Annotated in this window: 22 protein-coding genes; 19 read left to right on the forward strand and 3 right to left on the reverse strand. The window is 65.2% G+C overall.

Annotation, left to right across the window (positions count from 1 at the left end; all coding sequences use genetic code 11):
* Positions 1–52: 52 nt before the first annotated feature.
* Positions 53–739 carry a GntR family transcriptional regulator gene (locus BRADO_RS08020; RefSeq protein WP_041756241.1) on the reverse strand — a complete coding sequence of 229 codons (687 nt, stop codon included), beginning with the start codon at positions 737–739 and terminating at the stop codon, positions 53–55.
* 99 nt (positions 740–838) lie between these two features.
* Complete coding sequence (locus tag BRADO_RS08025; RefSeq protein WP_011924810.1) at positions 839–1,552, reverse strand: GntR family transcriptional regulator; 714 nt, start codon at positions 1,550–1,552, stop codon at positions 839–841.
* Positions 1,553–1,819: 267 nt separating this feature from the next.
* Here BRADO_RS08025 and BRADO_RS08030 point away from each other — a divergent pair, with 267 nt between their 5' ends.
* The 12 genes from BRADO_RS08030 (at position 1,820) to BRADO_RS08085 (ending at position 16,227) form a co-directional block, all read left to right on the forward strand.
* Positions 1,820–2,209 (forward strand): copper chaperone PCu(A)C, encoded by a 390-nt coding sequence (locus tag BRADO_RS08030; RefSeq protein ID WP_041757369.1) that lies wholly within the window; start codon positions 1,820–1,822, stop codon positions 2,207–2,209.
* Positions 2,210–2,293: 84 nt separating this feature from the next.
* Complete coding sequence (locus BRADO_RS08035) at positions 2,294–4,072, forward strand: PQQ-dependent dehydrogenase, methanol/ethanol family (protein ID WP_011924812.1); 1,779 nt, start codon at positions 2,294–2,296, stop codon at positions 4,070–4,072.
* Between the two features lie 97 nt (positions 4,073–4,169).
* The gene (locus BRADO_RS08040) at positions 4,170–4,667 is read left to right on the forward strand and encodes a cytochrome c (protein ID WP_011924813.1); all 498 of its coding nucleotides are present in this window, start codon (positions 4,170–4,172) and stop codon (positions 4,665–4,667) included.
* A complete protein-coding gene (locus BRADO_RS08045; protein ID WP_011924814.1) occupies positions 4,664–5,296 on the forward strand; it encodes a hypothetical protein in 633 nt (210 codons plus the stop codon). The genes BRADO_RS08040 and BRADO_RS08045 overlap by 4 nt, the downstream gene beginning before the upstream one ends.
* Positions 5,297–5,426: 130 nt before the next feature.
* Positions 5,427–5,522 (forward strand): pyrroloquinoline quinone precursor peptide PqqA, encoded by a 96-nt coding sequence (pqqA, locus tag BRADO_RS08050; protein WP_011924815.1) that lies wholly within the window; start codon positions 5,427–5,429, stop codon positions 5,520–5,522.
* A gap of 184 nt (positions 5,523–5,706) precedes the next feature.
* Positions 5,707–6,201: a (2Fe-2S)-binding protein gene (locus BRADO_RS08055; RefSeq protein ID WP_041756242.1), complete on the forward strand. Its 495-nt coding sequence runs from the start codon at positions 5,707–5,709 to the stop codon at positions 6,199–6,201.
* On the forward strand, positions 6,198–8,495 hold the full coding sequence (locus BRADO_RS08060) for a molybdopterin cofactor-binding domain-containing protein (RefSeq protein WP_041756243.1): 2,298 nt from the start codon (positions 6,198–6,200) through the stop codon (positions 8,493–8,495). The genes BRADO_RS08055 and BRADO_RS08060 overlap by 4 nt, the downstream gene beginning before the upstream one ends.
* Before the next feature lie 493 nt (positions 8,496–8,988).
* Positions 8,989–10,011 carry a TRAP transporter substrate-binding protein gene (locus BRADO_RS08065; RefSeq protein WP_011924818.1) on the forward strand — a complete coding sequence of 341 codons (1,023 nt, stop codon included), beginning with the start codon at positions 8,989–8,991 and terminating at the stop codon, positions 10,009–10,011.
* 28 nt (positions 10,012–10,039) lie between these two features.
* Positions 10,040–11,923 carry a TRAP transporter large permease subunit gene (locus BRADO_RS08070; protein ID WP_011924819.1) on the forward strand — a complete coding sequence of 628 codons (1,884 nt, stop codon included), beginning with the start codon at positions 10,040–10,042 and terminating at the stop codon, positions 11,921–11,923.
* Between the two features lie 34 nt (positions 11,924–11,957).
* On the forward strand, positions 11,958–13,508 hold the full coding sequence (locus tag BRADO_RS08075; protein ID WP_011924820.1) for an AMP-binding protein: 1,551 nt from the start codon (positions 11,958–11,960) through the stop codon (positions 13,506–13,508).
* A 42-nt stretch (positions 13,509–13,550) separates the two neighbouring features.
* Positions 13,551–14,489, forward strand: coding sequence for an AEC family transporter (locus BRADO_RS08080; protein ID WP_011924821.1), 939 nt, complete (start codon positions 13,551–13,553; stop codon positions 14,487–14,489).
* Between the two features lie 25 nt (positions 14,490–14,514).
* Positions 14,515–16,227 carry a thiamine pyrophosphate-binding protein gene (locus BRADO_RS08085; RefSeq protein ID WP_011924822.1) on the forward strand — a complete coding sequence of 571 codons (1,713 nt, stop codon included), beginning with the start codon at positions 14,515–14,517 and terminating at the stop codon, positions 16,225–16,227.
* A 13-nt stretch (positions 16,228–16,240) separates the two neighbouring features.
* Here BRADO_RS08085 and BRADO_RS08090 read toward each other — a convergent pair whose 3' ends face one another.
* A complete protein-coding gene (locus BRADO_RS08090) occupies positions 16,241–17,548 on the reverse strand; it encodes an MFS transporter (RefSeq protein WP_011924823.1) in 1,308 nt (435 codons plus the stop codon).
* 150 nt (positions 17,549–17,698) lie between these two features.
* Here BRADO_RS08090 and cyoA point away from each other — a divergent pair, with 150 nt between their 5' ends.
* Genes cyoA through BRADO_RS08125 form a run of 7 tightly spaced genes read left to right on the forward strand, consistent with a single transcriptional unit; the run spans position 17,699 to position 24,646 of the window.
* Positions 17,699–18,874: a ubiquinol oxidase subunit II gene (gene cyoA, locus BRADO_RS08095; protein WP_011924824.1), complete on the forward strand. Its 1,176-nt coding sequence runs from the start codon at positions 17,699–17,701 to the stop codon at positions 18,872–18,874.
* Between the two features lie 10 nt (positions 18,875–18,884).
* The gene (gene cyoB, locus BRADO_RS08100; protein ID WP_011924825.1) at positions 18,885–20,894 is read left to right on the forward strand and encodes a cytochrome o ubiquinol oxidase subunit I; all 2,010 of its coding nucleotides are present in this window, start codon (positions 18,885–18,887) and stop codon (positions 20,892–20,894) included.
* Complete coding sequence (gene cyoC, locus BRADO_RS08105) at positions 20,891–21,520, forward strand: cytochrome o ubiquinol oxidase subunit III (protein ID WP_011924826.1); 630 nt, start codon at positions 20,891–20,893, stop codon at positions 21,518–21,520. The genes cyoB and cyoC overlap by 4 nt, the downstream gene beginning before the upstream one ends.
* Complete coding sequence (gene cyoD / locus BRADO_RS08110; RefSeq protein ID WP_011924827.1) at positions 21,517–21,888, forward strand: cytochrome o ubiquinol oxidase subunit IV; 372 nt, start codon at positions 21,517–21,519, stop codon at positions 21,886–21,888. Before cyoC ends, cyoD begins: the two co-directional genes overlap by 4 nt.
* Positions 21,888–22,724, forward strand: coding sequence for an SURF1 family protein (locus BRADO_RS08115; protein ID WP_011924828.1), 837 nt, complete (start codon positions 21,888–21,890; stop codon positions 22,722–22,724). Before cyoD ends, BRADO_RS08115 begins: the two co-directional genes overlap by 1 nt.
* Positions 22,725–22,770: 46 nt before the next feature.
* Entirely contained in the window at positions 22,771–24,123 is a 1,353-nt protein-coding gene (locus tag BRADO_RS08120) for an ATP-binding protein (protein WP_041757370.1), read from the forward strand.
* The gene (locus tag BRADO_RS08125) at positions 24,113–24,646 is read left to right on the forward strand and encodes a response regulator transcription factor (protein ID WP_011924830.1); all 534 of its coding nucleotides are present in this window, start codon (positions 24,113–24,115) and stop codon (positions 24,644–24,646) included. The genes BRADO_RS08120 and BRADO_RS08125 overlap by 11 nt, the downstream gene beginning before the upstream one ends.
* Position 24,647 lies beyond the last annotated feature (1 nt).

Below are 24,647 nucleotides of genomic sequence, written 5' to 3' on the forward strand. Positions count from 1 at the left end.
GCAAGCGGCCGGCAAAGTTCCTGGCTGCGACAGAGACGTCGCCGGCGGTCGGTCAGGACGGCGTCGCGACCGGCACGCGGTCGCGCTGCTTCGACAGCCGCGCGAGCAGCACCGTGGCTGTTCGCGTGATGTGCTGCCGCGCGAGGTCCTCGGCCCTCTGCGCATCGCCCGCGATCACGGCGTTCAGGATGTCCTCATGCTGATCCCAGATCCGCCGCGGCGTCTCGTCGCGCATCAGCACCTCGCCCATCAGCCGGCGTAGATGCAGCCAATGCGGCTGGGTCGTGTCCTGGATGACCGAGTTGCCGGAGACCTGGTAGAGAAACTCGTGAAACTTGACGTCGGCCTCGATCAGTTGCTCGACCGAATGCTCGCGCTCGGCGCGGCGGCCTTCCGCGATCAGCCTGGGGCCTTGCTCGGCCGCGCGCTCGGCGCCGCGGCTCGCCGCAAGCCGGCAGGCGAGGCCCTCGGCCACGGCGCGAATTTCGTAGAGGTTGCGGATGAAGTCGGTGTCGATCGGCGCGACTTCCAGGCCCCGCCCCGGCGCGTCGCGGACAAAGCCCTGATTGCGCAACAGCAGAAGCGCCTGCTGCACCGGCTGGCGCGAGACGCCGAGGTCGCGAGCAAGATCGTCCTGGATCAGCCGCGCGGATTCCGGCAGTTCGCCTTCGACGATGTCCGAGAGGATCTGCTGGTAGACGCGTTCGGTCAGGTTCGGCTGTGTTTTCAGCGGCGGCACGGAGCCTCCTGCAGCAAATCGGATCTCATGTCTCATCCGTCATGTGAGGCTGGCATCCTGAGCGCTGCACTCTTGCCTCGGCTGGGCGGGCTCGTCTGCTCATAGCGGCATCTTGCGTGCCGAGAGCATGCGCCGCTGCCTCGGCCGGTCTCCCTGCTGCGCTTCGAGGTGGTGAATGAAAACGCCCGCCGCGCGCGAGATGTGCTCGCGGCTCAGGCGTTCGGCATCGGCGCTGCGCCCCTCGATCACCGCGGCCAGAATGTCCTCATGCTCGTCCCAGACGGTCTGCGACATGCTTTCTTCCTTCTGCAGCACATCGGACATCACACGCTTCAGATAGGGCCAATGCGGCGCCATCGTCTCGTCGATCAGCGGATTGCCGGAGAGTCCGCTCAAGAACCGGTGGAAGGCGATGTCGGTCTCGATCTTGCGGCTCACCAACCCGCTCTTGAGCGCTTCGTGACCTGCGGCGATGTAGGCGGGCCCTTCGCGTCCGGCGCGATCGCCGGCGCGCTCGGCGGCGAGCCGCGCTGCAAGACCTTCGAGCACGGCGCGCATCTCGTAGAGATCACGAACGAAGCTGGGGTCGAGCGGTGCCACGATCAGTCCGCGTCCTGGCGCGCTCTGCACCAGTCCGCAGCCGCGCAACAGCATCAGGGCTTGTTGAACGGGCTGGCGTGAAACCCCGTAAGCCTGGGCGAGATCATCCTGGATCAGCCGTGAGCCGGACGTCAGCACGCCGCTGACGATCTCGTCAGTGATCGCTTCGACGACCTGCTCGACCAGGGAGGGGGCGGGAGACACGATTCGCATGGGCCATCACATTTTAGAGAAGAATAGCACGCCAAGCGCAAAAATCCATTTGCGACGAATTCGAATTCAGAGTACGAATTCAAAAATGAGAAGCCAAGCTAAAAACGGCTTCCGATATTGGGGAGGGCGTCCGTGTCGGATCAACCGGCTCGTTCGAAGCATGATCAGTCTTGCTCGGCGCCCTCGGAGGGCAGCGCGCTCTTCGGCGGTCTGCCGATTGTAGCGCGCTTATTGTTCGCGGCGTTTTCGGTCCTGTCCATCGCGATGATGTCGCGGCCCGTGGTGGCCGGCGAGGGGCTGACCTTGTCCGACGCCTGGGTTCCCGCGGCGCCCGAGGTGGGTCGTGACATTCCGCTGTTGCTCACGATCAGGAACGAGACGTCATCGCCCGAGGCGCTGATGCGCGTGCGCTGTCCGATCGCCAATTTTTCCGAGCGTCACACGGTGGATCGCGGCGAAGGTGCACCGGCGATGCGCTCCATTCCCAACATTCCGATCGCCGCGGGCGGCACGCTGGTGCTGCTGCCGACCGCCTATCACGTGATGCTGCTGCAGACCCGCGAGCCGCTCGAGCCGGGCAAGCGCTTCACCTGCACGATCGTTTTCCAGAAGGCAGGATCCATCGAAACGGAGGTCGAGGTTCGCAAGTCCCCGTAAAGCCTGTTTGTCGCCTGCTACCCTTCGCTGACCGGCGGAGCGGTGTTCGTTCGTACTCATAATCAAAGATGGGAGAAGGAAACGATGAGGAAACACGTCAGGACCGCCTTGCGTACGGTGCTGCTCGCCAGCGCCGCCTTTGCATGCCTCAACCTCGCATCGCCGGCGCGCGCCGCTGACGAGATGACGCCGGAGCGGCTGCTCAATGCCGAGAAGGAAGCCGGCAACTGGCTTCATCACCACAAGAACTATTCCGGCACGCGTTTCTCCACGCTGAAGGAGATCAACAAGGACACCGTCAAGAACCTCAAGGTTGCCTGGACGATGCATCTCGGCGGCGTCGAGGGCGGCGGCATCTGGAGCCATGGCGGTCTCGAGGGCACGCCGATCGTCGAGAACGGCATGATCTATGTCACCGACGGCTGGGGCTCGGTGTACAAGATCGACGCGCGCGGTGGCAAAGGCCAGCTGGTCTGGAAGATGGATCCGAAGACGGATCACGACTGGGCCGGCGCGATCGCCTGCTGCGGCGTCGACAATCGCGGCGTCGCGCTGTGGGGCAATCTCGTCATCTCGCACACGCTCGACGGCCGCCTGATCGCAACCAACAAGGAAACCGGGCAGGTCGCCTGGCAGCGCCAGGTCGCCGATCCCGACAAGGGCGAGGTCATCACCGGCGCGCCGCTGATCGTGAAGAACATGGCGGTGTCCGGTGTCGCCGGTGCCGAATATGGTATCCGCGGCTGGATCGCCGCGACCGATCTCACCACGCAGAAGGAGGTCTGGCGCACCCACACCATTCCGGCGAAGGGCGAGCCAGGCAGCGAGACCTGGAAGGACAGCAACGACGCGGCCGCTGCCGGCGGCGGCTCGACCTGGGTGACCGGCACCTACGATCCGGCAACCGACACCATCATCTGGGGCGTCGGCAACCCCGGTCCGGACTGGGACAACGCCTATCGTCCGGGCGACAACCTCTACACCGACAGCTCGCTGGCGCTCGATGCCAACACCGGCAAGATCAAGTGGCACTATCAGCACACGCCGAACGATCCCTACGACTATGACAGCGTCGCGGAGAACGTTCTTGTCGATGTCCCCACGCCGAACGGCCAGACCCAGAAGCTCGCACTCGAGGCCGACCGCAACGGCTTCGCCTATGCGATCGACCGCACCAACGGCAAGTTCCTGTGGGGCCTTCCGTTCGTCAAGAAGGTGACCTGGACCAAGGGACTCGATCCCGAGACCGGCAAGCCGATCGAGTACGATCCGAAGAACCCGGTGCAGCGCTACAATGCATCGGTCACGCCGCATCGCGAGAACAAGATCGCGGACATCTGCCCCGGCAACATGGGCGGCAAGAACTGGCCGCCAACCTCGTACAATCCGGACCTGAAGCTCTGGTACATCCCGGTGATCGAGAGCTGCAACCGGATCACCGTCGAGGAAGCCACCAAGGACAAGCTCAAGGCGCGCGAGTTCTGGACCGGCGGCGGACCGAGCCAGCCGTTCAAGATCACGGGCAGCGTGACCGCGATCGACGTCACCACCGGCAAGATCGCCGGCAAGATGGAGACGCCGTTCCCGAACCTCGGCGGCATGCTGTCGACGCCTGATCTCGTCTTCACCGGCCAGCCCTCGGGCGAGGTGATGGCGCTCGATGCCAAGACGCTGCAGAAGCTGTGGGAGTTCAACACCGGCGGCGGCGTCAACGCGCCTCCCGTGACCTTCTCGGTCGACGGCAAGCAGTACATCGCGATCCTCGTCGGTCTCGGTGGTGCCTGGGACAAGTGGTTCATCGAATCCACGCCCGAGCTGAAGAAGATCCAGCCCGGCTCGATGCTCTACGTCTTCTCGTTGTAAGCAGATCAAGGAGCGGAGGCGTTGCCTCCGCTCCTTCCTTTTCCCCATTCGGCAAGTAGATCAGATGAAATTCAGTGCGATCACGTCCGCCTTGGCCTTGGGCTTCGTTCTCGTCTCGGCGTCGGTCGCGTCGGCGCAGTCCGCGGCTCCGTCCGATCCGACTGACGCCGGCAAGGCGGTGTTCAAGCGCGCGAACTGCGTCGGCTGCCACAAATGGCACGGCAATGGCGGTGGCGGCTATGGCGGCGACGCGCTGTCGCTGCGCAAGACCGAGCTGAGCCGCGAGCACATCATCGAAACCGTGACCTGCGGGCGGCCCGGCACGGGCATGCCGTACTTTGCGCGCGGCTCCTATGACACGACCAAGTGCTACGGCATGAGCCGCCAGGAGGTCGGTGAGCGCATGCCGCCCGAGGGCGGCACCTTCCTGCGCCCCAACGATATCGAGGCGGTCGCAGACTACGTGCTCGCGCACATCAAGGGTCGCGGCGAGCCCAATTATGATGAGTGCACGACCTTCTTCGGCAACACGTCGCGGGTCTGCGACATCTACAAGGCCAATGCGACCCAGCCTGCAAGCGAGCCATCGAAATGAAACGCTCAACCTGCACTGCATTCTGCGTCACGTTCCTGCTGACAGCCGTGATGCCTGCGGCCTCCGCGCAGGCCGTGCCGAACTACGATCTGCGCGACATCACCGTCGGCATGCCTGTCGGGGATCTGCCGAACGAGGGCTACGTCAATCTGAGCTGCGTGAAGGATCCCGATCGCAAGCTCGATGCGTGGTCGGGCTGGCGCGACTGTCCCGCCGATGAACAGGGGCGTCGCGCGGTCCACTTCGAGTTCGATCCGGACACCAGCCAGGACGGCACCAAAGTGGCCGGCCATCCCGTGCTGCTCACGGCCGTCATCGACGACAAGGCCACGGTATTCGGGCTCAATATCGAGACCGATCCGAAGGCGCGACTTTATATCCGCAAGAAGGCGTTCCTGCTCGGCAACCAGGTGAAGTCTCGCTACGGGGCCGAGGGCTGGGATTGCAAGGAGCAGCAGCCGACCGCGAACGAACAGCCGGTGGGCGGCGTGTTCCTGCGCGAGGTCTGCAAGAAGGCCGTGCCTGGACGGACCCTGACGGTCGAGCGCGAGCTGTTCCGCAGGCCGGACCAGGATGCCAAGAGCTTCGTCGACCAGACGCTGGTCCGGATCACGAAGCAGACGAACTAATCGAAATCATGTCTCGCTCCGCGGGCGAGGCACATGTGGGTCGAGCCTGCCATCGCCGGGTGCGGAGAGTTGCCGGAGACGCAGGTGGCCGTCGGTTGCGGCGATGATCATCCTCTCCGGGAGAACGAGCATGAGCTGGACTGCCCCCAAGATCGTCGAAGTCCCCGTCGGCATGGAAATCAACATGTATGCCTGCGCGAGCCGGAAGGCCGAGCGCAGGAGCTGATAAGAGCCGATCCCAGATGGCCGTGGCAGCGATCGCAACCCTTGTTGTCGCTGCCACGAACTGAGCTGGACATTCACCGTTCGGACAGCGCGCGGGCAATGGGGCGCCGCGCGGCCGAGATCAGCCGGAACGCCGATGGGCGTTCGCTGCAGAGCAAATCCGTCCCGTAAGGAGGTTCTTGGCAATGGCGAAACTCAGTATCAACGGCAGAGATGTCTCTGTCGACGCGGCGAACGACACGCCGCTGTTGTGGGTCATCCGCGAGGACTTGCAGATGACCGGCACCAAGTTCGGCTGCGGTGCCGGACTGTGCGGCGCCTGCACTGTTCACGTCGAGGGCGAAGCGGTGCGGTCGTGCCAGACCATGCTCGGCGACGTCACGAACAAGAAGATCACCACCATCGAGGGCCTTTCGGACAAGGGCGATCATCCCTTGCAGAAGGCGTGGATCGCCGAGCAGGTGCCGCAATGCGGCTACTGCCAATCGGGACAGATCATGCAGGCGGCCTCGCTGCTCGCCAAGACGACGAGCCCGAGCAAGGAGGAGATCACAGCGCATATGGACGGCAATCTCTGCCGCTGCATGACCTATTCGCGGATCCAGAAGGCCATTTCGCGCGCGGCGGCAGAAATGCGCACCGCGTCCAACACCACCTCGAACGAGCGGAGCCCCACATGAATACACATGTGAAGAACGCCGCGGGCGAGCGCATCGCCAGCCACAGCCCTGATCTCAGCCGCCGCTCCTTCCTGGTCGGCACCGCCGCCACCGGCCTCGTGCTCGGCTATGCCGGCCTCGCCGATTCCGCGCTCGCCGCGACCACGCCCTCGGCCTTCGAGCCGACCGTGTGGTACTCGATCGCACCCGATGGTCTGGTCACCGTGACCTGCGGCAAGGCCGACATGGGCCAGCACATTGCCTCCACCATGGCGCAGATCATCTGCGAGGAGCTCGGGGCGGCCTGGAAGGACATGCGCGTCCAGCTCGCCTCCAACGATCCGAAGTTCAACGACCCCGTGCTCGGCGCCCAGATCACCGGCGGCAGCTGGAGCACGATGATGAACTTCGACGCCATGAGCCGCGCCGGCGCTGCCGGACGCATCGCGCTCACCGAAGCCGCTGCGACCGCGATGGGCGTGCCGGCCAAGGAGCTCGTGGTGCGCGACGGCGTCGTGATGCATCCGAAGACCAAGAAGCAGATGAGCTATGCCGAGATCGTCAAGAGCGGCAAGATCACCAAGAGCTTCACGCCCGACGAGCTCAAGGCGATCACGCTGAAGACGCCCGATCAATACACCATGATCGGCGTCTCGGTGCCGCAGCTCGACATCCCGTCGAAGACCAACGGCACCGCGAAGTACGGCATCGATACGATGCTGCCGGGCATGGTCTACGGCAAGGTGGTCACGCCACCGGTCCGTTTCGGCGCGACAGTGAAGTCGGTGGATGACTCGGAGGCCAAGAAGGTCCCGGGCTTCATCAAGGCGGTCACGCTCGATGACAAGACCGGCTCCACGTCAGGGTGGGTGGTCGCAGTTGCCAACACCTATGCCAATGCCAGGAAGGCGGCGGATGCGCTGAAGATCAGCTACGACAACGGCCCGTACGCCAATGTCAGCACCGCGAGCATCCTCGCCGAGGCCAAGACGCTTCAGGCCCAGGATGACTCCGGACAGTTCTTCGTCAAGGACGGCGATGCCACGGCCGCGCTGTCCGGTGCGGCCAAGGTGCTGGAGGCGGAGTACACCACCAGCATCAACATCCACGCGCCGCTGGAGCCGATGAACGCGACCGCCGAGTTCAAGGGCGACATCCTGCACATCTACTCCGGCAACCAGTTCGCGACCCGCTCCGGCGCGATCGCGGCCGGTGCCGCCGGGATCGACCCGAAATATGTCGTGATGCACCAGGCCTGGCTCGGCGGCGGCTTCGGCCGCAGGCTCGATGCCGACATGATGGTGCCGGCGGTGCAGGCGGCCAAGGCCGTCGGCAAGCCGGTCAAGGTGATCTACTCCCGCGAGAACGACATGACGATGGACTACTCGCGGCCGCTCACCTACCAGAAGGTCAAGGCGGGGCTCGACAGCGACGGCAAGCTGATCGCGCTCAGCCACGACGTCGTCTCGGCCTGGCCGACGGCGCGCTGGGGCATCCCGGACTTCCTGACGCCCTCGGTCGACAAGAAGGGCCCGCTGGACTCGTTCACGGTCAACGGCGCCGACTTCTTCTACACCGTGCCCAACCATCATGTGCGCGCGATCAAGAACGAGCTCGCGCATAATGCGACGCCGTCGGGGCAGCTCCGCTCGGTGGCGCCGGGTTGGACGTTCTGGGCGGTCGAGAGCATGATCGACGAGATCGCGGCCGCGTCGGGTCAGGACCCGGCCCAGTTCCGCATCGCGCTGCTCGACGGCAAGGGCAAGAACGATGGCGGCGCGCAGCGGCTGTGCAACACGCTGCTCGCGGCGATGGGCCTGTCAGGCTATGGCGCCAAGAAGCTGCCGAAGGGCGAGGGCATGGGCGTCGCCTGCGTGTCGTCGCAGGAGCGCGCGACCGCGAGCTGGACGGCGTGCGTCGCCCATGTCGCGGTCGCCGACAACGGCGCGGTCACGGTGAAGAAGCTCACCGTGGCGACCGATGTCGGCACGCAGGTGCATCCCGACAACATCCGCGCCCAGGTCGAGGGCGCGGCGCTGTGGGGCCTGTCGCTGGCGATGTACGAGAAGGCGACGCTGAAGGACGGCGGCATCGAGCAGACCAACTTCGACAGCTACACGCCGCTGCGCATGAGTCAGGTGCCGGAGGTCGCGATCGCCGTGATCGCCAATGGCGAGAAGGCGACCGGCGTCGGCGAGCCCGCGGTGACCGTGGTCGCGCCTGCGCTCGGCAACGCCATCTACAACGCCTGCGGCGCCCGGCTGCGGTCGCTGCCGATCACGGCGGAGGCGGTGAAGGCGGCGATGAAGGCCTAGCACACACAAGCAGGGTGGGGCGGTCCGCCGCTCCACCCCTCCATGGTTCTATTCAGAGCTCTTCGTTTGCGCTGCCACCACTTCTGCTTGGCATTACACACGAATTACCTGCCTTGAATCTAGGCTTATTAGTGGGATGAGCCTAACTCGTTGATTGCTCCGCCACCCTCCGCAGTCGTCCCGGACGAGCGCGCAACGCGCGCGCCGATCCGCGACCCATAACCCCAGGAGGATGCGCGTGGCACGATGGTCGACCGACTTCCCGATGCCACGACGGCCGCGGAGTAGGTCCTGGGTCGGCGCTCGCTAACAACTGACGCGTTGGCGGCTTGCCCGGGACGACACATCTGGTGTGACGGTTAGGTATTTGGACCGTTTTCGGGCCGTCCTCTCACGTTTTAGGTCCTCGAGAAAATCCACTTGCTTTGAATTCGAATTCCGAATACGAATTCATCAGAAGTCGCGAGAATGCGATCCATATGGGAGAGAGGCCATGCTCAAGGTCAGCCGTCGCGCGTTGTTGACCATTGCTGCCGGCGCCGCCGCCGCTGGCTATGTCTTGAAAACCCCCGCCGTTCTGGCGCAGTCCGCGCCACTCAAGCTGAAATTCGGCAACGATCTGCCGGCCGCCCACTCGGTCAATGTGCGGCTGCGCGAGGCGGTCGACACGATCACCGCGGAGACCAAGGGGCAGGTCGAGATCAGCCTGTTTCCGAACAATCAACTCGGCAGCGACAGCGACATGATGACTCAGTTGCGCTCCGGCGCGCTCGAGCTCGCAACCATGCCGGGCACCGTGATGTCGACCTTGATCCCGACCGCATCGCTCACCGGCGTCGGCTTCGCCTTCACCAGCTACGACAAGGTGTGGGCGGCGATGGACGGCGAGGTCGGCGGCTTCATCCGACGCAACATCGAGAAGGTCGGGCTGGTCCCCTTCGAGAGCGTCTGGGACAACGGCTTTCGGCAGATCACAACCAGCACCAAGCCGATCAACACGCCGGCCGATCTCGCCAACTTCAAGATCCGTGTGCCGGTCGTGCCGCTGTGGGTCTCCATGTTCTCCGCCTTTGGCGCCTCGCCGATCAGCGTGCCCTTGAGTGAGGCCTATTCTGCACTGCAGACCAAGATCGCCGATGGCCAGGAGAACCCGCTGGCATTGATCGAGTCGGCCAAGTTCTACGAGGTGCAGAAGTTCTGCTCGCTGACCAATCACAGCTGGGACGGCTTCTGGCTGCTGTCGAGCGGCAAGATCTGGAAGACGATCCCGCAGGACGTGCAGAAGCTGTTGCAGACGACGTTCAATGCGGCCGCCAAGAAGCAACGCGCCGACATCGTCCAGGCCAATGCCGACCTGCAGAAGAGCCTGGAAGGCAAGGGCCTGACCTTCAACAGGACCGATGCCGAGCTGTTCCAGGCGACGCTCGCCAAGACCAGCTTCTACAAGGACGCCAAGGCCAAGTTCGGCGACGAGGCGTGGTCGCTGCTGCAGCGCTACGCTGGCAATATCAGCTGACCTCAACCCCGGTTGCGGATGTCGGGCCATGACCATGCAGCTCGTTGACCACTCCAGTGCAGCCGTCCTTCCCGCAACCGGGCACGCGTCCATCGCACGCGTGCTCGAGCGGGCGCTCGGCGCGGTCGTCTCGACCGCGGCGGCGCTGCTCGTCGTCGCCGAGATCGGCGTGCTGTTCGCGGGCGTCTGCGCCCGCTACGTCTTCCACAAGCCGCTGATCTGGTCGGACGAGCTCGCCGGCATCCTCTTTCTGTGGCTCGCCATGCTCGGGGCCGCCGTCGCGTTCCAGCGCGGCGAGCACATGCGCATGACGGCGGCTGTTGGACGGCTGTCGAGCCAGATGCAGTCGTTCCTCGATGTGCTCGCGATCGCCGCCCCGCTCGCCTTCCTCATCCTCGTCATCGATCCCGCCTATGAGTTCGCCGCCGACGAAGCGATCATCACCACGCCGGCGCTGGAATTGTCCAACCTTTGGCGCGCGGCGGCGCTGCCGACCGGGCTCGGCATCATGCTGGTCATGGCCGTGCTGCGGCTGTGCACGCTCGGCGAATGGAAGCTGGTCGGCGGCGCCGCGCTGCTGATCGGCGCGATCGGCATTGGCTTGTATCTCCTTGGGCCGGCGCTGATCCCGCTCGGCAACCTCAATCTCCTGATCTTCTTCGTCGGCCTTGTCGCGCTCCTGGTGTTCGCCGCCGTGCCGATCGCCTTCGCCTTCGGCCTCGCCACCTTCGCCTACATCACCTTGACCACGAACACGCCGTCGACGGTGGTGATCGGCCGCATGGACGAGGGCATGAGCCATCTCATTCTGCTCTCTGTGCCGCTGTTCGTCTTCCTCGGCCTCCTGATCGAGATGACCGGCATGGCGCGGGCGATGGTCGGCTTCCTCGCGAGCCTGCTCGGCCATGTCCGCGGCGGCCTGCAATATGTGCTGGTCGCAGCGATGTATCTCGTCTCCGGCATTTCCGGCTCCAAGGCCGCCGACATGGCCGCGGTCGCGCCGGTGCTGTTTCCGGAAATGGTCAAGCGCGGCGCCAAGCCCGGCGATCTCGTGGCGCTGTTGTCGGCGACCGGTGCGCAGACCGAGACCATCCCGCCGAGTCTCGTGCTCATCACGATCGGCTCGGTCACCGGCGTGTCGATCGCGGCGCTGTTCACCGGCGGCCTGCTGCCTGGCCTGGTGCTCGCCTTCATGCTGTGCGTCGTGGTCTGGCAGCGCTATCGCGGCGAGGACCTGTCGCATGTCAGCAAGGCCAGCCTGGGCATGATCGCGAAGAGCTTCGTCATCGCGCTCCCGGCTGTGGCGCTGCCTTTCATCATCCGCGCTGCCGTGGTCGGCGGCGTCGCGACCGCGACCGAAGTCTCGACCATCGGCATCGTCTACTCCGCACTGTGTGGCCTCCTGCTGTATCGCCGCTTCGACTGGCGCCGGCTGGCATCGATGCTGATCGAGACCGCGGCGCTGTCAGGCGCGATCCTGCTGATCATCGGCGCCGCCACCGGCATGGCCTGGGCGCTGACGCAGTCCGGCTTTTCCACCGCGCTGGCGCGCTTCATGACCAATCTGCCGGGTGGCGCGCCGATGTTCCTGGCTGTCACCATCGCGGCCTTCATCGTGCTCGGCAGCGTGCTCGAAGGCATCCCGGCGATCGTGCTGTTCGGCCCGCTGCTGTTTCCGATCGCCAAGCAGATCGGCATCCACGAGGTGCATTACGCGATGGTGGTGATCCTGGCGATGGGCATCGGCCTGTTCGCGCCGCCGTTCGGTGTCGGCTACTACGCCGCGTGCGCGATCAGCCGGATTCATCCGGATATGGGGATCAGGCCGATGCTCGGCTACACTCTGGCGCTGCTGATCGGCACGATCGTGATCGCGGCGGTGCCGTGGTTCTCGATCGGCCTTTTGCACTGATCCTTCGGCATATCAAGAGGTGAGGGGAACGACCATGAGGGATCTCTTGAATTTCGGCCAGATGCTATCGGCTCACGCGCGCATGTCGCCGGAGCGCACCGGCGCCCGCGACCTCGAGCGCGCGATGAGCTTTTCGCTCTGGAACGATCGCGCCTGCCGGCTCGCCAACGCGCTGCTCGGACTTGGCCTCGCCAAGGGCGACCGCGTCGCGATCCTGGCCTACAACTGCGTCGAGTGGTGCGAGATCTATGCGGCCACGGCCAAGGCCGGCCTCGTCGCGCTGCCGATCAATTTCCGCCTCACTGCGCCGGAGGTGCAGTTCATCGTCCAGAACGCCGAAGCGTCTGCCATCATCGTGCAGGACGATCTCATCGGCCTCGTCGAGGAGGCGCGCAAGGATCTCGGCATTGCGGCCGATCGCTTCATCCATTTCGGCACCAAGCCGCGTCCAGCGGGTTATCGCGGCTATGAGGACATCATCGCACAGGCGGCGTCGCGCGAGCCGGACCAGCAGGTTGCGCTGTCCGATCCCTGGACCTTGATGTACACCTCGGGCACGACCGGCAAGCCGAAGGGCGTGCTGCGCAGCCATCGCAGCGCCGTGCTGCTGTCGATGGTCACCGAGATCGAGCTGAAACTGAGCCGCAATGACGGCGCGCTCCTGGTGATGCCGATGTGCCATGCCAACTCGCTGAACTTCTTCGGTGCCTTCGGCTATGTCGGCGGGGTCAACTCGATCTATTCGCGCAAGAGTTTTGATCCCGAGCACGCGGTGACGACGCTCGCCGACGGCGGCTCGACCTTCACCTCGCTGGTGCCGACGCACTACATCATGATGCTCGATCTGCCGCGCGCGATCCGGACGCAGCACGATTTCAGCGCGGTCACCAAGCTGATGATCTCCTCGGCCCCGGCACGCCCGGAGACCAAGCGCGAGGTGATGGAGATGTTCCCGAAGTCGGGCCTCTACGAGCTCTACGGCGCAACCGAGACAGGCTGGGTGACCATGCTGCATCCGCATGAGCAGTTCACCAAGCTCGGCTCCGTGGGGCGCGAATGCGTCGGCGCCGCGCCGATCCGCATCCTCGATGAAGCCGGCAACGAGGTGCCGGACGGCGAGGCGGGCGAGCTCTATTCCTCCAACGCGCACACCTTCGACTGCTACTGGCGCCTGCCTGAAAAGACCAAGGAGGCGTTCCGCGGCGACTATTGCTCGGTCGGCGACATGGCGCGCCGCGACGCCGACGGCTACATCCACCTCGCCGACCGCAAGAGCAACATGATCATCTCCGGCGGCGAGAACATTTATCCGTCAGAGGTCGAGGCGCTGGTCGGCGCGCATCCCGGCGTGAAGGACATCGCGGTGGTCGGCCTGCCCGACGACAAATGGGGCGAGCGCGTTCATGCCGTGATCGTGCCGCGCGACGGCACGACGGTGAAGGAGTGCGAGCTGGTCGACTGGGCCAAGGAGCGTCTCGCCGGCTTCAAGCGGCCGCGCAGCTACGCATTCATCACCGACAGCGAGATGCCGCGCAATGCCACCGGCAAGATCCTGCACCGCGAGCTGAAGAAGCGGTTTTCGTAAGGTGAGTGGTTGCGATGTGGTGCGGTCTGATAGATAGCTGCGATGCAGGCCGTTCTCAACTCCGCTCTTCCCATCTTCGCGCTGATCCTCACGGGGTTCCTGTGCGGCAGGTTCGGTGTGTTCGATCGCACCGCGACCGACAATCTCAACCGCTTCGCGGTCTATCTGGCGCTGCCGGCACTGATCTTCACGGCGATGTCCAAGATCGGCGTCGAGCAGGTCAGCCAGTTCGGCTTCATCGGTGCCTTCTGCGGCGGCATCGCCGCGACCTTTGCCACCGGCTTCGTCATCAGCCGGCTGCGCGGCCGCCGCATCGCCAACGCCAGCATCGAGGGACTCGATGCGGGTTACAGCAATGTCGGCTTCATGGGCATTCCGATGTGCCTCCTGGTGTTCGGCCCGGACAGCGCGCCGGCCTCGATCATCGCGACCTTGTTCACGGCCTGCGTGCTGTTCCTGTTCGCGATCGTCGTGGTCGAGATGGATCTGCAGAAGGGCGCCACTCTGGGTGCGACGGTCGTGAAGGTCGCACGCTCGCTGCTGACGAGCCCGCTGTTCATCGCGCCCGTCGCCGGCCTCGCGGTGGGCCTCAGCGGCTTCGCGCTGCCGGCGCCGTTCATGAGCTTCACAAGCTTGCTCGGCGGCGCCGCCTCGCCGGCGGCGCTGGTCTGCATCGGCTTGTTCCTGGCGCAGGAGCGCGTGGTGACGCACGATGCGACGTCGATTGCGATTCTCGTCTCGCTGAAGCTCGTGATGCAGCCGGCGGTGACGGCGCTGCTGGCGTTTCACGTCTTCTCCATGCCGCCGCTGTGGTCGCATTCGGCGGTCATCCTCAGCGCGTTGCCGATCGGCTCGGGGCCGTTCACGATCGCCAAGCTCCACGGCCTCGAAGCCGGCGTCACCTCCGGCTCGATCCTGGTCTCGCACATCTTCGCCGTCCTCACCGTCTCGCTGCTCGTAGCCTGGCTCGCGCCGGGCTGATCGCGTTCTCTTCCGGAGTGGTCCGATGAAAGTCTCGCCCGACAGTGCCGCCGACCTGATCGCTCGCCTGCTCAAGCGCCGGGGCGTCAACCGCGTGTTCGCGCTGTGCGGCGGCCACATCATGCCGATCTGGATGCGGCTCGACGCGGCGGGGATCCAGATCATCGACGTCCGCGACGAACGCGCCGCGGTCCACATGGCGCAAGCGCATGCAGAGCTGACCGGCGAGCTCGGCGTCGCGCTGGTCACGGCAGGACCCGGCATGACCAATGCGATCACCGGCATTGCGAATGCCCACGTCTCGCGCGCGCCGGTGCTGGTGCTGTCCGGCGGCAATCCACGGCCGCAGGAGAACCGCGGTGGGCTGCAGGACATGGACCACACCCAGCTGGTGCGCTCGATCACGCGCTACGCGCGCACCGTGCGCGAGCCGTCGCTCGTGCTGCAGGAGCTGGATGAGGCGATCGCACGCGCCTTCGGCGATGGCGGCGAGCCCGGTCCCGTCTTCATCGACTTCCCGGTCGACACCTTGCGCGGCATCGTTCCGAAGGCGCTGCAGCTCGAGGAGCATCTCGCGCCGAAGCCGCGTACGGCGACGCGGCCCGATCCGGCCGAGGTCGAGAGGGCGGTCGAGCTCTTGTGGTCGGCGCGCCGCGTACTCGTCATCTCCGGCCGCGGCGCGCGCGGCGCAGGGCCCGAGCTGATCGGCCTGCTCGACCGCCTCGGCGCCGTCTATCTCGACACAGGCGAGAGCAGGGGTCTCGTGCCCGACGATCATCTATCGGTGGTTGGCGCGATGCGCGGCGCCGTGATGGGCGATGCCGACGTGGTGCTGACGGTCGGCCGGAAGCTCGACTTCCAGCTCGCCTATGGTTCGCCTGCCGTGTTCAAGGATGCCAAGTTCGTCCGCATCAGCGACACCGCGAGCGAGCTGCGCGACAACCGCCGCGGCGCGGCCGAGATTCTCGCCGCACCCGCGGAAACGCTCCGTGCGATCGTCGCGCTGGCTGGCAACCGCGAATCGGCTGTCGACAAATCATGGGCGGCGAAGCTGCGCGCCAGCCATCAGGAGCGTGCCGCCAAGCTGAAGCAGAGCATGGCGGCGGCGCCTTCCGGCTCAGACGCAAGGCTGCATCCAAATCGTGTGCTCTCGGCCATCCAGGACGCGATCGGCAATGATGCCGTCGTCATCACTGACGGCGGCGACTTCCTGTCCTTCGCCCGTGTCGGCTTGAGCGCGCCCTTGATGCTCGACCCCGGCCCGTTCGGATGCATCGGCGTCGGCGTGCCCTATGGCATCGCCGCGAGCCTCGCTTATCCCGATAAGCCGGTGGTGGTCGCGACCGGCGACGGCGCGTTCGGCTTCAATGCGATCGAGGTGGATACCGCCGTCCGCCACAAGGCGCCGGTGCTGATCGTCGTCGCCAACAACGGCGCCTGGCAGATCGAGGTACACGACCAGACCGTCACGCACGGCAAGGTGGTCGGCACGAAGCTGCAATTCGCCGATCACGCCGCCATGGCGCGCGCCTTCGGCATGCATGCCGAGAGGGTCGAGACCGAGGAACAGCTGGGGCCTGCGGTCCAGCGCGCACTGGCCAACCGTCCGGCGCTGCTCGACGTGGTGGTGACGCCGGAGGCGGTGTCGTCGGATGCCAAGACGGGACTTGCGTGGGTGCCGGACCTGCAGCCGCTGGCGGCGTGGGACGAGGCGGAGCGGAAGTGGCGCGGCTCGTGAACCGCTCGCGTCTTTACGTCTGCTCCAACTGCCTTGGTGCACTCAGCCACAGCGCCAGCAACGTGCACACCGCGCCTGACAGCAGATAGCCGCCGGCCGACAGCAGGCCGAAATAAGACGCCAGCAGCAGCGCCGCGAGTGGCGCAAATCCTGCGCCGAACAGCCACGCCAAATCGGCCGTCAGTGCGGACGCCGTGTAGCGATAGGTGCGGGCGAAGTTGGCGGCGATCGCACCTGACGACTGGCCGAACGACAGGCCGAGCAGGATGAAGCCGAGGACCATGTAGATGGTCTCGCCGACCGGGCCGGCGTCGAGCAGCTGCGGCGCGAAGCCGGAGAATACGGCGATCGCAATTGCCGAGCCGATCAGCAGCGACTTGCGGCCGATGCGGTCGGCGAGCATGCCCGAGGCGACGATCGCGATCACGCCGAATACGGCGCCGACGGCCTCGATGATCAGGAAGCGTGCCGGCGTCTCCTTGGTGAACAGGAACACCCAGGACAGCGGAAACACCGTCACCATGTGGAAGAGGGCGAAGCTCGCCAGCGGGGCGAAGGCGCCGATCACGATGTTGCGGCCCTCGTGGCGGATGGTGTTGGCGACGCTGGCCGGCTGCAATTCACGCGACTGGAACAGCTCGTCATATTCGGGGGTGACCACCATGCGCAGCCGCGCGAACAGCGCCACCACATTGATGGCAAATGCCACGAAGAACGGATAGCGCCAGCCCCAGTCGAAGAAGTCCGCCGCCGAGAGATGGCCGACGAAGAAGGCGAACAGCGTGCTGGCGACGATCAGACCGAGCGGCGCGCCGAGTTGCGGGATCATCGCATACCACCCGCGCTGATGCTCCGGCGCGTTCATCGCGAGCAGCGACGCCAACCCGTCCCAGGCGCCGCCCCAGGCGAGGCCCTGGCCGATGCGCGCCAGCGCCAGCAGCCAGATCGCTCCGGCGCCGACGGTGTAGTAGCTCGGCAGGAAGGCGATCGCGACGGTGGAGGTGCCGAGCAGGAAAAGCGCGATGATCAGCTTGGCGCTCTTGCCGTAGCGGCGGTCGATCGCCATGAAGATGACGCTGCCGAACGGGCGCGCAATGAAGGCGAGGGCGAACAGGCCGAAGGAATACAGCGTCTGCGTCAGCTCGTCGGCGAACGGGAACACCAGGCGCGGAAACACGATCACGGAGGCGATGGCGTAGACGAAGAAGTCGAAGAACTCCGACGTACGCCCGATGATGACCCCGATCGCGATCTCGCCCGGGTTCGCTTCATGCCTGCGGGAGAGATCGGTCTCGCCGTCCATGGCCGCTGCCTGTGTCATCGCTGCTCGCAGTCCTCTCGCACTCTATCTCGAACCGTAGATGTCTGGCCGGGCGTCGGTCCGGTATTGGACAAATTGTCCAATGTTGGGCGTGACCTCCGGTCGCTACGTGAGGCGTCGTTCAGAGATCCGCCTTCGACGAGGTTAATCGTGCGTTACTGGAAAACGTTGGCTTTGCTACCCCTGGGGCTCGCGCTCGGGGGCTGCAATCTGGTGGTGCTTTCGCCCTCCGGCGACGTCGCGGCCCAGCAGCGCGATCTCGTGATCATCGCCACCGTGCTGATGCTGCTCATCGTGGTCCCGGTGATGGTGGCCACCGCCATGATCGCATGGCGCTACCGCCAGTCCAACCAGTCCGCGACCTACACGCCGGACTGGGACCACTCGACCCAGCTCGAGCTCCTGATCTGGGCGGCCCCACTGCTGATCATCATCTGCCTCGGCGCAGTGACGTGGATGGGCACCCATCTGCTCGATCCCTACCGTACGCTGGGGCGCATCTCGGCCGATCGCGCGGTGACGCCGCAGGACAAGCCGCTCGAGGTCAATGTCGTCGCGCTCGACTGGAAGTGGCTGTTCATCTATCCCGAATACGGCATCGCCAGCCTCAACGAGCTCGCCGCTCCCGTGAACCGGCCGCTCGATTTCCGGATCACCTCGTCCTCGGTGATGAACTCGTTCTATATTCCGGCACTCGCCGGCCAGATCTATGCGATGCCGGGCATGCAGAGCCGGCTGCACGCCGTCATCAACAAGCCCGGCGTATATCGCGGCTTCTCGGCGAACTACAGCGGCGCCGGCTTCTCCCATATGCGCTTTGCCTTCCATGGCCTGTCGGATGCGGAGTTCGCGGGCTGGATCGAGAAGGCCAAGGCCGGCGGCAATGCGCTCGGCAAGCCCGAATATCTGACCCTGGAGCGCCCGAGTGTCAACGAGCCGGTGCGCTACTACGCCTCCGTCGACGGCGACCTGTTCCGCGCGATCCTCAACATGTGCGTCGAGACCGGCAAGATGTGCATGAGCGAGATGATGGCGATCGACGCCAAGGGGGGCATGGGCATGGCCGGCGTCCGCAACACGCTGCCGCTCGCCTATGACAAGTTCGCCGGACGCGGCGCCGTGTTTGGCGCCGACCCGAGCTTCGTCTCCGGCGGCGTCTGCCTGCCGGGCGATCAGGTCACGCGCATGGCCGAGGACACCTCGCCCACCGTGCTGGCGCCGCTCGACTGGACGCCGCTGCAAGGACGCGGGCTGGAGCGGCCCGGCCTGATGCGGCCGTCCAAGGCTTCCTTCATCACGAGGCCCTCCTCGAAGTCGGATTCGTGAGGATCACACCATGTTCGATACAACCAATCTCACAAAAATCATCTTCGGCCGGCTGACCCTGGAGTCGCTGCCGTTGCACGAGCCGATCATCGTCGGCACCTTCACCTTGGTTGCGCTCGGCGGCCTCGCGCTGCTCGGCGCGATCACCTACTTCCGTCTCTGGGGCTATCTCTGGAAGGAGTGGTTCACCACCGTCGACCACAAGCGCATCGGCATCATGTACATGGTGCTCGGCATCGTCATGCTGCTGCGCGGCTTCGCCGATGCGCTGATGATGCGGTTGCAGCAGGCGATCGCCTTCAACGGCTCCGAGGGCTATCTCAACTCGCATCACTATGATCAGGTGTTCACGGCGCACGGCGTGATCATGATCTTCTTCGTCGCGATGCCGCTGGTCACCGGCCTGATGAACTATGTCGTGCCGCTGCAGATCGGCGCCCGCGACGTGTCGTTTCCGTTCCTGAACAATTTCAGCTTCTGGATGACCACGGCCGGCGCCGTGCTGGTGATGTGCTCGCTGTTCGTCGGCGAGTTCGCGCGTACCGGCTGGCTGGCCTATCCGCCGCTGTCGAACCTGTCTTACAGTCCGGATGTGGGCGTCGATTATTACATCTGGGCGCTGCAGGTCGCCGGCGTCGGTACGCTATTGTCCGGCGTCAATTTGATCTGCACCATTGTCAAGATGCGTGCGCCCGGCATGACCATGATGAAGATGCCGGTCTTCACCTGGACCTCGCTGTGCACCAACGTGCTGATCGTCGCCTCCTTCCCGGTGCTGACGGCGGTACTGGCGCTGCTGTCGCTCGACCGCTACGTCGGCACCAACTTCTTTACCAATGATTTCGGCGGCGATCCGATGATGTATGTCAACCTCATCTGGATCTGGGGCCATCCGGAGGTCTACATCCTGATTCTGCCGGCGTTCGGCATCTTCTCCGAGGTCACCTCGACCTTCTCGGGCAAGCGGCTGTTCGGCTACACCTCGATGGTCTACGCCACCGTCGTCATCACCATCCTGTCCTACCTGGTCTGGCTGCACCATTTCTTCACCATGGGCTCCGGCGCCAGCGTGAACTCGTTCTTCGGCATCACCACGATGATCATCTCGATCCCGACGGGCGCGAAGATGTTCAACTGGCTGTTCACGATGTATCGCGGCCGCATCCGCTTCGAGCTGCCGATGATGTGGACCGTGGCCTTCATGCTGACCTTCGTGATCGGCGGCATGACCGGCGTGCTGCTCGCGGTGCCGCCGGCCGACTTCGTGCTGCACAACAGCCTGTTCCTGGTCGCGCACTTCCACAACGTGATCATCGGCGGCGTGCTATTCGGCCTGTTCGCCGGCATCGCCTACTGGTTCCCGAAGGCGTTCGGCTTCAAGCTCGATCCGTTCTGGGGCAAGATGTCGTTCTGGTTTTGGACCGTGGGCTTTTACTTCGCCTTCATGCCGCTCTACGTGCTCGGCCTGATGGGCGTGACGCGACGCCTGCGTACCTTCGATGATCCGAGCCTGCAGATCTGGTTCATCATCGCCGGCATCGGCGCGTTCCTGATCCTGCTGGGCATCGCCAGCTTCCTGATCCAGATCGCCGTCAGCGTGCTTCGCCGCGAGCAGCTCGCCGACACCACCGGCGATCCCTGGGATGCGCGCACCCTGGAGTGGGCGACGTCGTCGCCGCCGCCGGCCTATAATTTCGCCTTCACACCCGTCATTCACGACAATGACGCGTGGTGGGACATGAAGCGCCGCGGCTACGTCCGTCCGCTCACCGGCTTCAAGGCGATCCACATGCCGAGCAACACCGGCACCGGCGTGATCCTGGCGGGGCTCAGCACGACCATGGCGTTCGGCCTGATCTGGTACATGTGGTGGATGGCGGCCGGCAGCTTCGTCGCGCTGCTGGCGGTCGCGATCGGCCACACCTTCAACTATCACCGCAGCTTCCACATCCCCGCTGATGAGGTCGTCGGCACCGAGCGCGCCCGCACCGAGCTGCTCGCGGCAGGAGCCAAGTCATGACGATCGCAGCAGGCACCATGAAGGCCGGCGAGCCGGTCTTCTACGTCGTCGACGAGCACGACCACCCGGAAGGCAGCAGCACGCAGCTCGGCTTCTGGATCTATCTGATGAGCGACTGTCTCATCTTTGCGATCCTGTTCGCCGTCTATGGCGTGCTCGGCACCAAATACGCCGCGGGCCCGGCGCCGAAGGATCTGTTCGACCTCTCGCTGGTCGCGCTCAACACCTCGTTCCTGCTGCTGTCGTCGCTCACCTACGGCTTTGCGATGCTGTCGATGCAGCAGAATCGCGTCGGCGCGATGCAGGGCTGGCTCGTGGTCACCGGCCTGTTCGGCCTCGCCTTCCTCGGCATCGAGCTGACCGAGTTCGCGCACATGATCCATGAGGGCGCGACGCCGCAGCGCAGCGCCTTCCTGTCGTCGTTCTTCACCCTGGTTGGAACACACGGCCTGCACGTGACGTTCGGTCTGGTCTGGCTGGTCACCCTGATGGTGCAGGTCAAGCGCTTCGGCCTGATCGAGGCGAACCGCCGCCGACTGGTCTGCCTCAGCATGTTCTGGCACTTCCTGGATGTGATCTGGATCGGTGTCTTCACCTTTGTCTATCTGATGGGAATGCTGCGATGAGCTCCGATGTCCACGCCCACGCGGACGCGCACCACTCGGCCGATGATCATGCCGGCACGCGGCAGGGCCAGCTGATCGGCTTCGGCCTTTCGGTCGTGCTGACTGCGATCCCGTTCCTGCTGGTCATGAACGGCTCGCTCGACAAGCAGGTCTCGGCGCTGATCATCATGGCGTTCGCGGCCGTGCAGGTCGTCGTCCACATGATCTTCTTCCTGCATATGAACACCAAGGCCGAGGGCGGCTGGACCATGATGGCGCTGATCTTCACCATCATCATGGTGGTGATCGCGCTCTCCGGCTCGCTGTGGGTCATGCATCATCTGACCACCAACATGATGCCGGTGCACGAGATGGGGTCGACGCCGTGATGCCGGACCCTGCCAAGGGGGCAGGGAAGAGTGACGCGCCGGGCCTCAAGCGATCCGGCGCGCTGCGGTTCGCGATCGGCACGGCCTGGGTCGCTTGCGTCGCGATCCTGCTGGCACTCGGCGTTTGGCAGGTCGAGCGCCGCGCCTGGAAGCTCGATCTGATCGACCGCGTCGATCGCCGCGTGCACGCCGCGCCGGTGTCCGTGCCCGATCGGACCGCGTGGCCGGCGATCAATCGCAACGACGACGAATACAAGCGGGTGACCTTGAGCGGCCGCTTCCTCAACGACTGCGAGACGCTGGTCCAGGCGCTGACTGTCGAGGGGCCTGGCTATTGGGTCGTGACGCCGCTGCAGACGTCCGACGGCCTGGTGCTGGTCAACCGCGGCTTCGTGCCGTCGGAGCGCCGCGAGCCTGCGAGCCGGAGCGCCGGGAACCCGGACGGCATCGTCAGCGTGACCGGCTTGCTGCGGATCTCCGAGCCCGGCGGGGGCTTCCTGCGCCACAACGATCCACAGGCCAATCGCTGGTATTCACGTGACGTCGCAGCCATCGCGGCGGCGCGTGGCCTGTCCGACGTCGCGCCCTTTTTCGTCGATGCCGATGCGACGCCCAATCCGGGCGGCTACCCGGTCGGTGGCCTGACCGTGATCGCGTTTCCGAACAACCATCTGGTTTACGCGCTGACCTGGTTTACATTGGCGCTGATGCTGGCCGGCGCCGGCGTGCAGCGGCTCCGCCGCGCGCGCGGCGAGGGCGACCCGGCGGCAGGGCAGGACGTGGAATGGGATCATCGGCAGCAGGACATGCGCAGGCAGGAGGCGTCGCCATTGTGAGCGAATGCGCCTTGGCGATATCAGCGCTGATCTCGGACGCCGCCGCATGAGGAACGAAGCGCCGAACCTTCCGATCGGAGCGGTCGCCGCGCTCGCTACGCCCGAGATCCACGCGCCCGTCCCGACCAAGGACGCGACCAACCGCAAGAACATGGTGCTGCTGATCCAGCTGCGCTGGATCGCGGTGGTCGGGCAGATCGTCACTATCGCCTTCGTCACCGCTTGGTTCGGCATCGCGCTGCCGGTCGTACCGATGGCCGCGATCATCTGTGCGCTGGTGGTGCTGAACATCGCCAGCCACATCTGGCTGCGCACCCGCGACGACGTCGGCAACCGCGACCTGCTGATCGCGCTGATGCTCGACGTCGTGGCGCTGACGTCGGAGCTCTATCTCACCGGCGGCGCGTCGAATCCGTTCACCTGTCTCTATCTGCTGCAAGTGACGCTCGGCGCCGTGCTGCTCGATGCGCGCTCGTCGTGGTCGCTGGTCGCGCTGACCGTGCTCAGTTTCGTCTGGCTCACCATCGAGTATCGGCCGCTCGCGTTGCCGCAGCATCACGTCAGCGATCCCTTCAGCCTGCACATCACCGGCATGTTCGTCGGCTTCGTGCTCGACGCGGTGCTGCTCGTCGTGTTCGTGACCCGCATCAATCGGAACCTGCGCGAGCGCGACGCCAAGCTCGCTGATCTGCGCCAGCATGCCGCCGAGCAGGACCACATCATCCGCATGGGCCTTTTGGCCTCGGGCGCCGCGCACGAGCTCGGCACGCCGCTGGCGTCGATCTCGGTGATCCTCAACGACTGGCGGCGCATGACCGCGATCTCGGCCGATCCTGCACTGGCGGAGGACTTTACCGAGATGGAAGCCGCAGTGCAGCGCTGCAAGTCGATCGTGACGGACATTCTGGTGTCTGCCGGACAGGCGCGCGGCGAGGGCTCAGCGCCGACGACATTGAAGACGTTCCTGGCGACGCTGGTGTCCGAATGGACCGCTGCGCGCTCGGCGCGCAACCTGATGGTCCGCAACGAGTTCGGCTCCGATCCCACGATCGTCTCCGACGTCGCGCTGAAGCAGGCGATCGTCAACGTGCTCGACAACGCCTTCGAAGTGTCGCGCGAGTGGGTGGAGCTCGTCGCCGAGCGCGACGGCGATCAGCTGCTGCTCAGCGTCAGCGATCGCGGCCCCGGCTTCGACCCCGCCATGCTGGCGCAGCTCGGCCGGCCGTATCAGTCGAGCAAGGGCAGGCCCGGGCGCGGCCTCGGCCTGTTCCTGGTGGTCAATGTGATCCGCAAGCTCGGCGGCGGCGTTTCGGCATGGAACCACCGGGGACGCGGGGCAACCGTGCGGCTATCCTTGCCGCTCTCGATGCTTGCGATTGGAGAGCCCAGTGGAGATTGAACGCTCTCTCCTGATTGTCGAGGACGACGACGGCTTTGCGCGCACCTTGAAGCGCTCGTTCGAGCGGCGCGGCTATGAGGCGGTGATCGCAGCGTCGCTCGAAGACGTCGACGAGATCATCAAGGACAAGACGTTCGGCTACGCCGTCGTCGACCTCAAGCTCGGCGGCGCCTCCGGCCTCGTCTGCGTCGAGAAGCTTCACGCCCATGATCCGGAGATGCTGATCGTGGTGCTCACCGGCTTTGCCAGCATCGCCACCGCGGTCGAGGCGATCAAGCTCGGCGCCTGCCATTATCTGGCGAAGCCGTCGAACACCGATGACATCGAAGAAGCTTTCCGCAAGGCCGAGGGCAACGCTCAGGTCGCGCTGCCCGAGCGCTCCACCTCGATCAAGACGCTCGAATGGGAGCGCATCCACCAGACCCTGATCGACACCGATTTCAACATCTCAGAAGCCGCGCGTCGGCTGGGCATGCACCGCCGCACCTTGGCGCGAAAGCTCGAGAAACGGCCGGTGAAGTGAC

The sequence above is a fragment of the Bradyrhizobium sp. ORS 278 genome, assembly GCF_000026145.1.
GTDB lineage: Bacteria > Pseudomonadota > Alphaproteobacteria > Rhizobiales > Xanthobacteraceae > Bradyrhizobium.

Excerpts from the sequence above, each read along its gene's own strand:
- cyoB (WP_011924825.1), top strand. The coding sequence starts at position 18,885 with ATGTTCGATACAACCAATCTCACAAAAATCATCTTCGGCCGGCTGACC.
- BRADO_RS08060 (WP_041756243.1), top strand. The coding sequence starts at position 6,198 with ATGAATACACATGTGAAGAACGCCGCGGGCGAGCGCATCGCCAGCCAC.
- cyoD (WP_011924827.1), top strand. The coding sequence starts at position 21,517 with ATGAGCTCCGATGTCCACGCCCACGCGGACGCGCACCACTCGGCCGAT.
- BRADO_RS08115 (WP_011924828.1), top strand. The coding sequence starts at position 21,888 with ATGCCGGACCCTGCCAAGGGGGCAGGGAAGAGTGACGCGCCGGGCCTC.
- pqqA (WP_011924815.1), top strand. The coding sequence starts at position 5,427 with ATGAGCTGGACTGCCCCCAAGATCGTCGAAGTCCCCGTCGGCATGGAA.
- BRADO_RS08090 (WP_011924823.1), bottom strand. The coding sequence starts at position 17,548 with ATGACACAGGCAGCGGCCATGGACGGCGAGACCGATCTCTCCCGCAGG.
- BRADO_RS08025 (WP_011924810.1), bottom strand. The coding sequence starts at position 1,552 with ATGCGAATCGTGTCTCCCGCCCCCTCCCTGGTCGAGCAGGTCGTCGAA.
- cyoC (WP_011924826.1), top strand. The coding sequence starts at position 20,891 with ATGACGATCGCAGCAGGCACCATGAAGGCCGGCGAGCCGGTCTTCTAC.
- BRADO_RS08065 (WP_011924818.1), top strand. The coding sequence starts at position 8,989 with ATGCTCAAGGTCAGCCGTCGCGCGTTGTTGACCATTGCTGCCGGCGCC.
- BRADO_RS08035 (WP_011924812.1), top strand. The coding sequence starts at position 2,294 with ATGAGGAAACACGTCAGGACCGCCTTGCGTACGGTGCTGCTCGCCAGC.
- BRADO_RS08075 (WP_011924820.1), top strand. The coding sequence starts at position 11,958 with ATGAGGGATCTCTTGAATTTCGGCCAGATGCTATCGGCTCACGCGCGC.
- BRADO_RS08120 (WP_041757370.1), top strand. The coding sequence starts at position 22,771 with ATGAGGAACGAAGCGCCGAACCTTCCGATCGGAGCGGTCGCCGCGCTC.
- BRADO_RS08055 (WP_041756242.1), top strand. The coding sequence starts at position 5,707 with ATGGCGAAACTCAGTATCAACGGCAGAGATGTCTCTGTCGACGCGGCG.
- BRADO_RS08030 (WP_041757369.1), top strand. The coding sequence starts at position 1,820 with ATGTCGCGGCCCGTGGTGGCCGGCGAGGGGCTGACCTTGTCCGACGCC.
- BRADO_RS08045 (WP_011924814.1), top strand. The coding sequence starts at position 4,664 with ATGAAACGCTCAACCTGCACTGCATTCTGCGTCACGTTCCTGCTGACA.
- BRADO_RS08070 (WP_011924819.1), top strand. The coding sequence starts at position 10,040 with ATGACCATGCAGCTCGTTGACCACTCCAGTGCAGCCGTCCTTCCCGCA.
- BRADO_RS08085 (WP_011924822.1), top strand. The coding sequence starts at position 14,515 with ATGAAAGTCTCGCCCGACAGTGCCGCCGACCTGATCGCTCGCCTGCTC.
- BRADO_RS08080 (WP_011924821.1), top strand. The coding sequence starts at position 13,551 with ATGCAGGCCGTTCTCAACTCCGCTCTTCCCATCTTCGCGCTGATCCTC.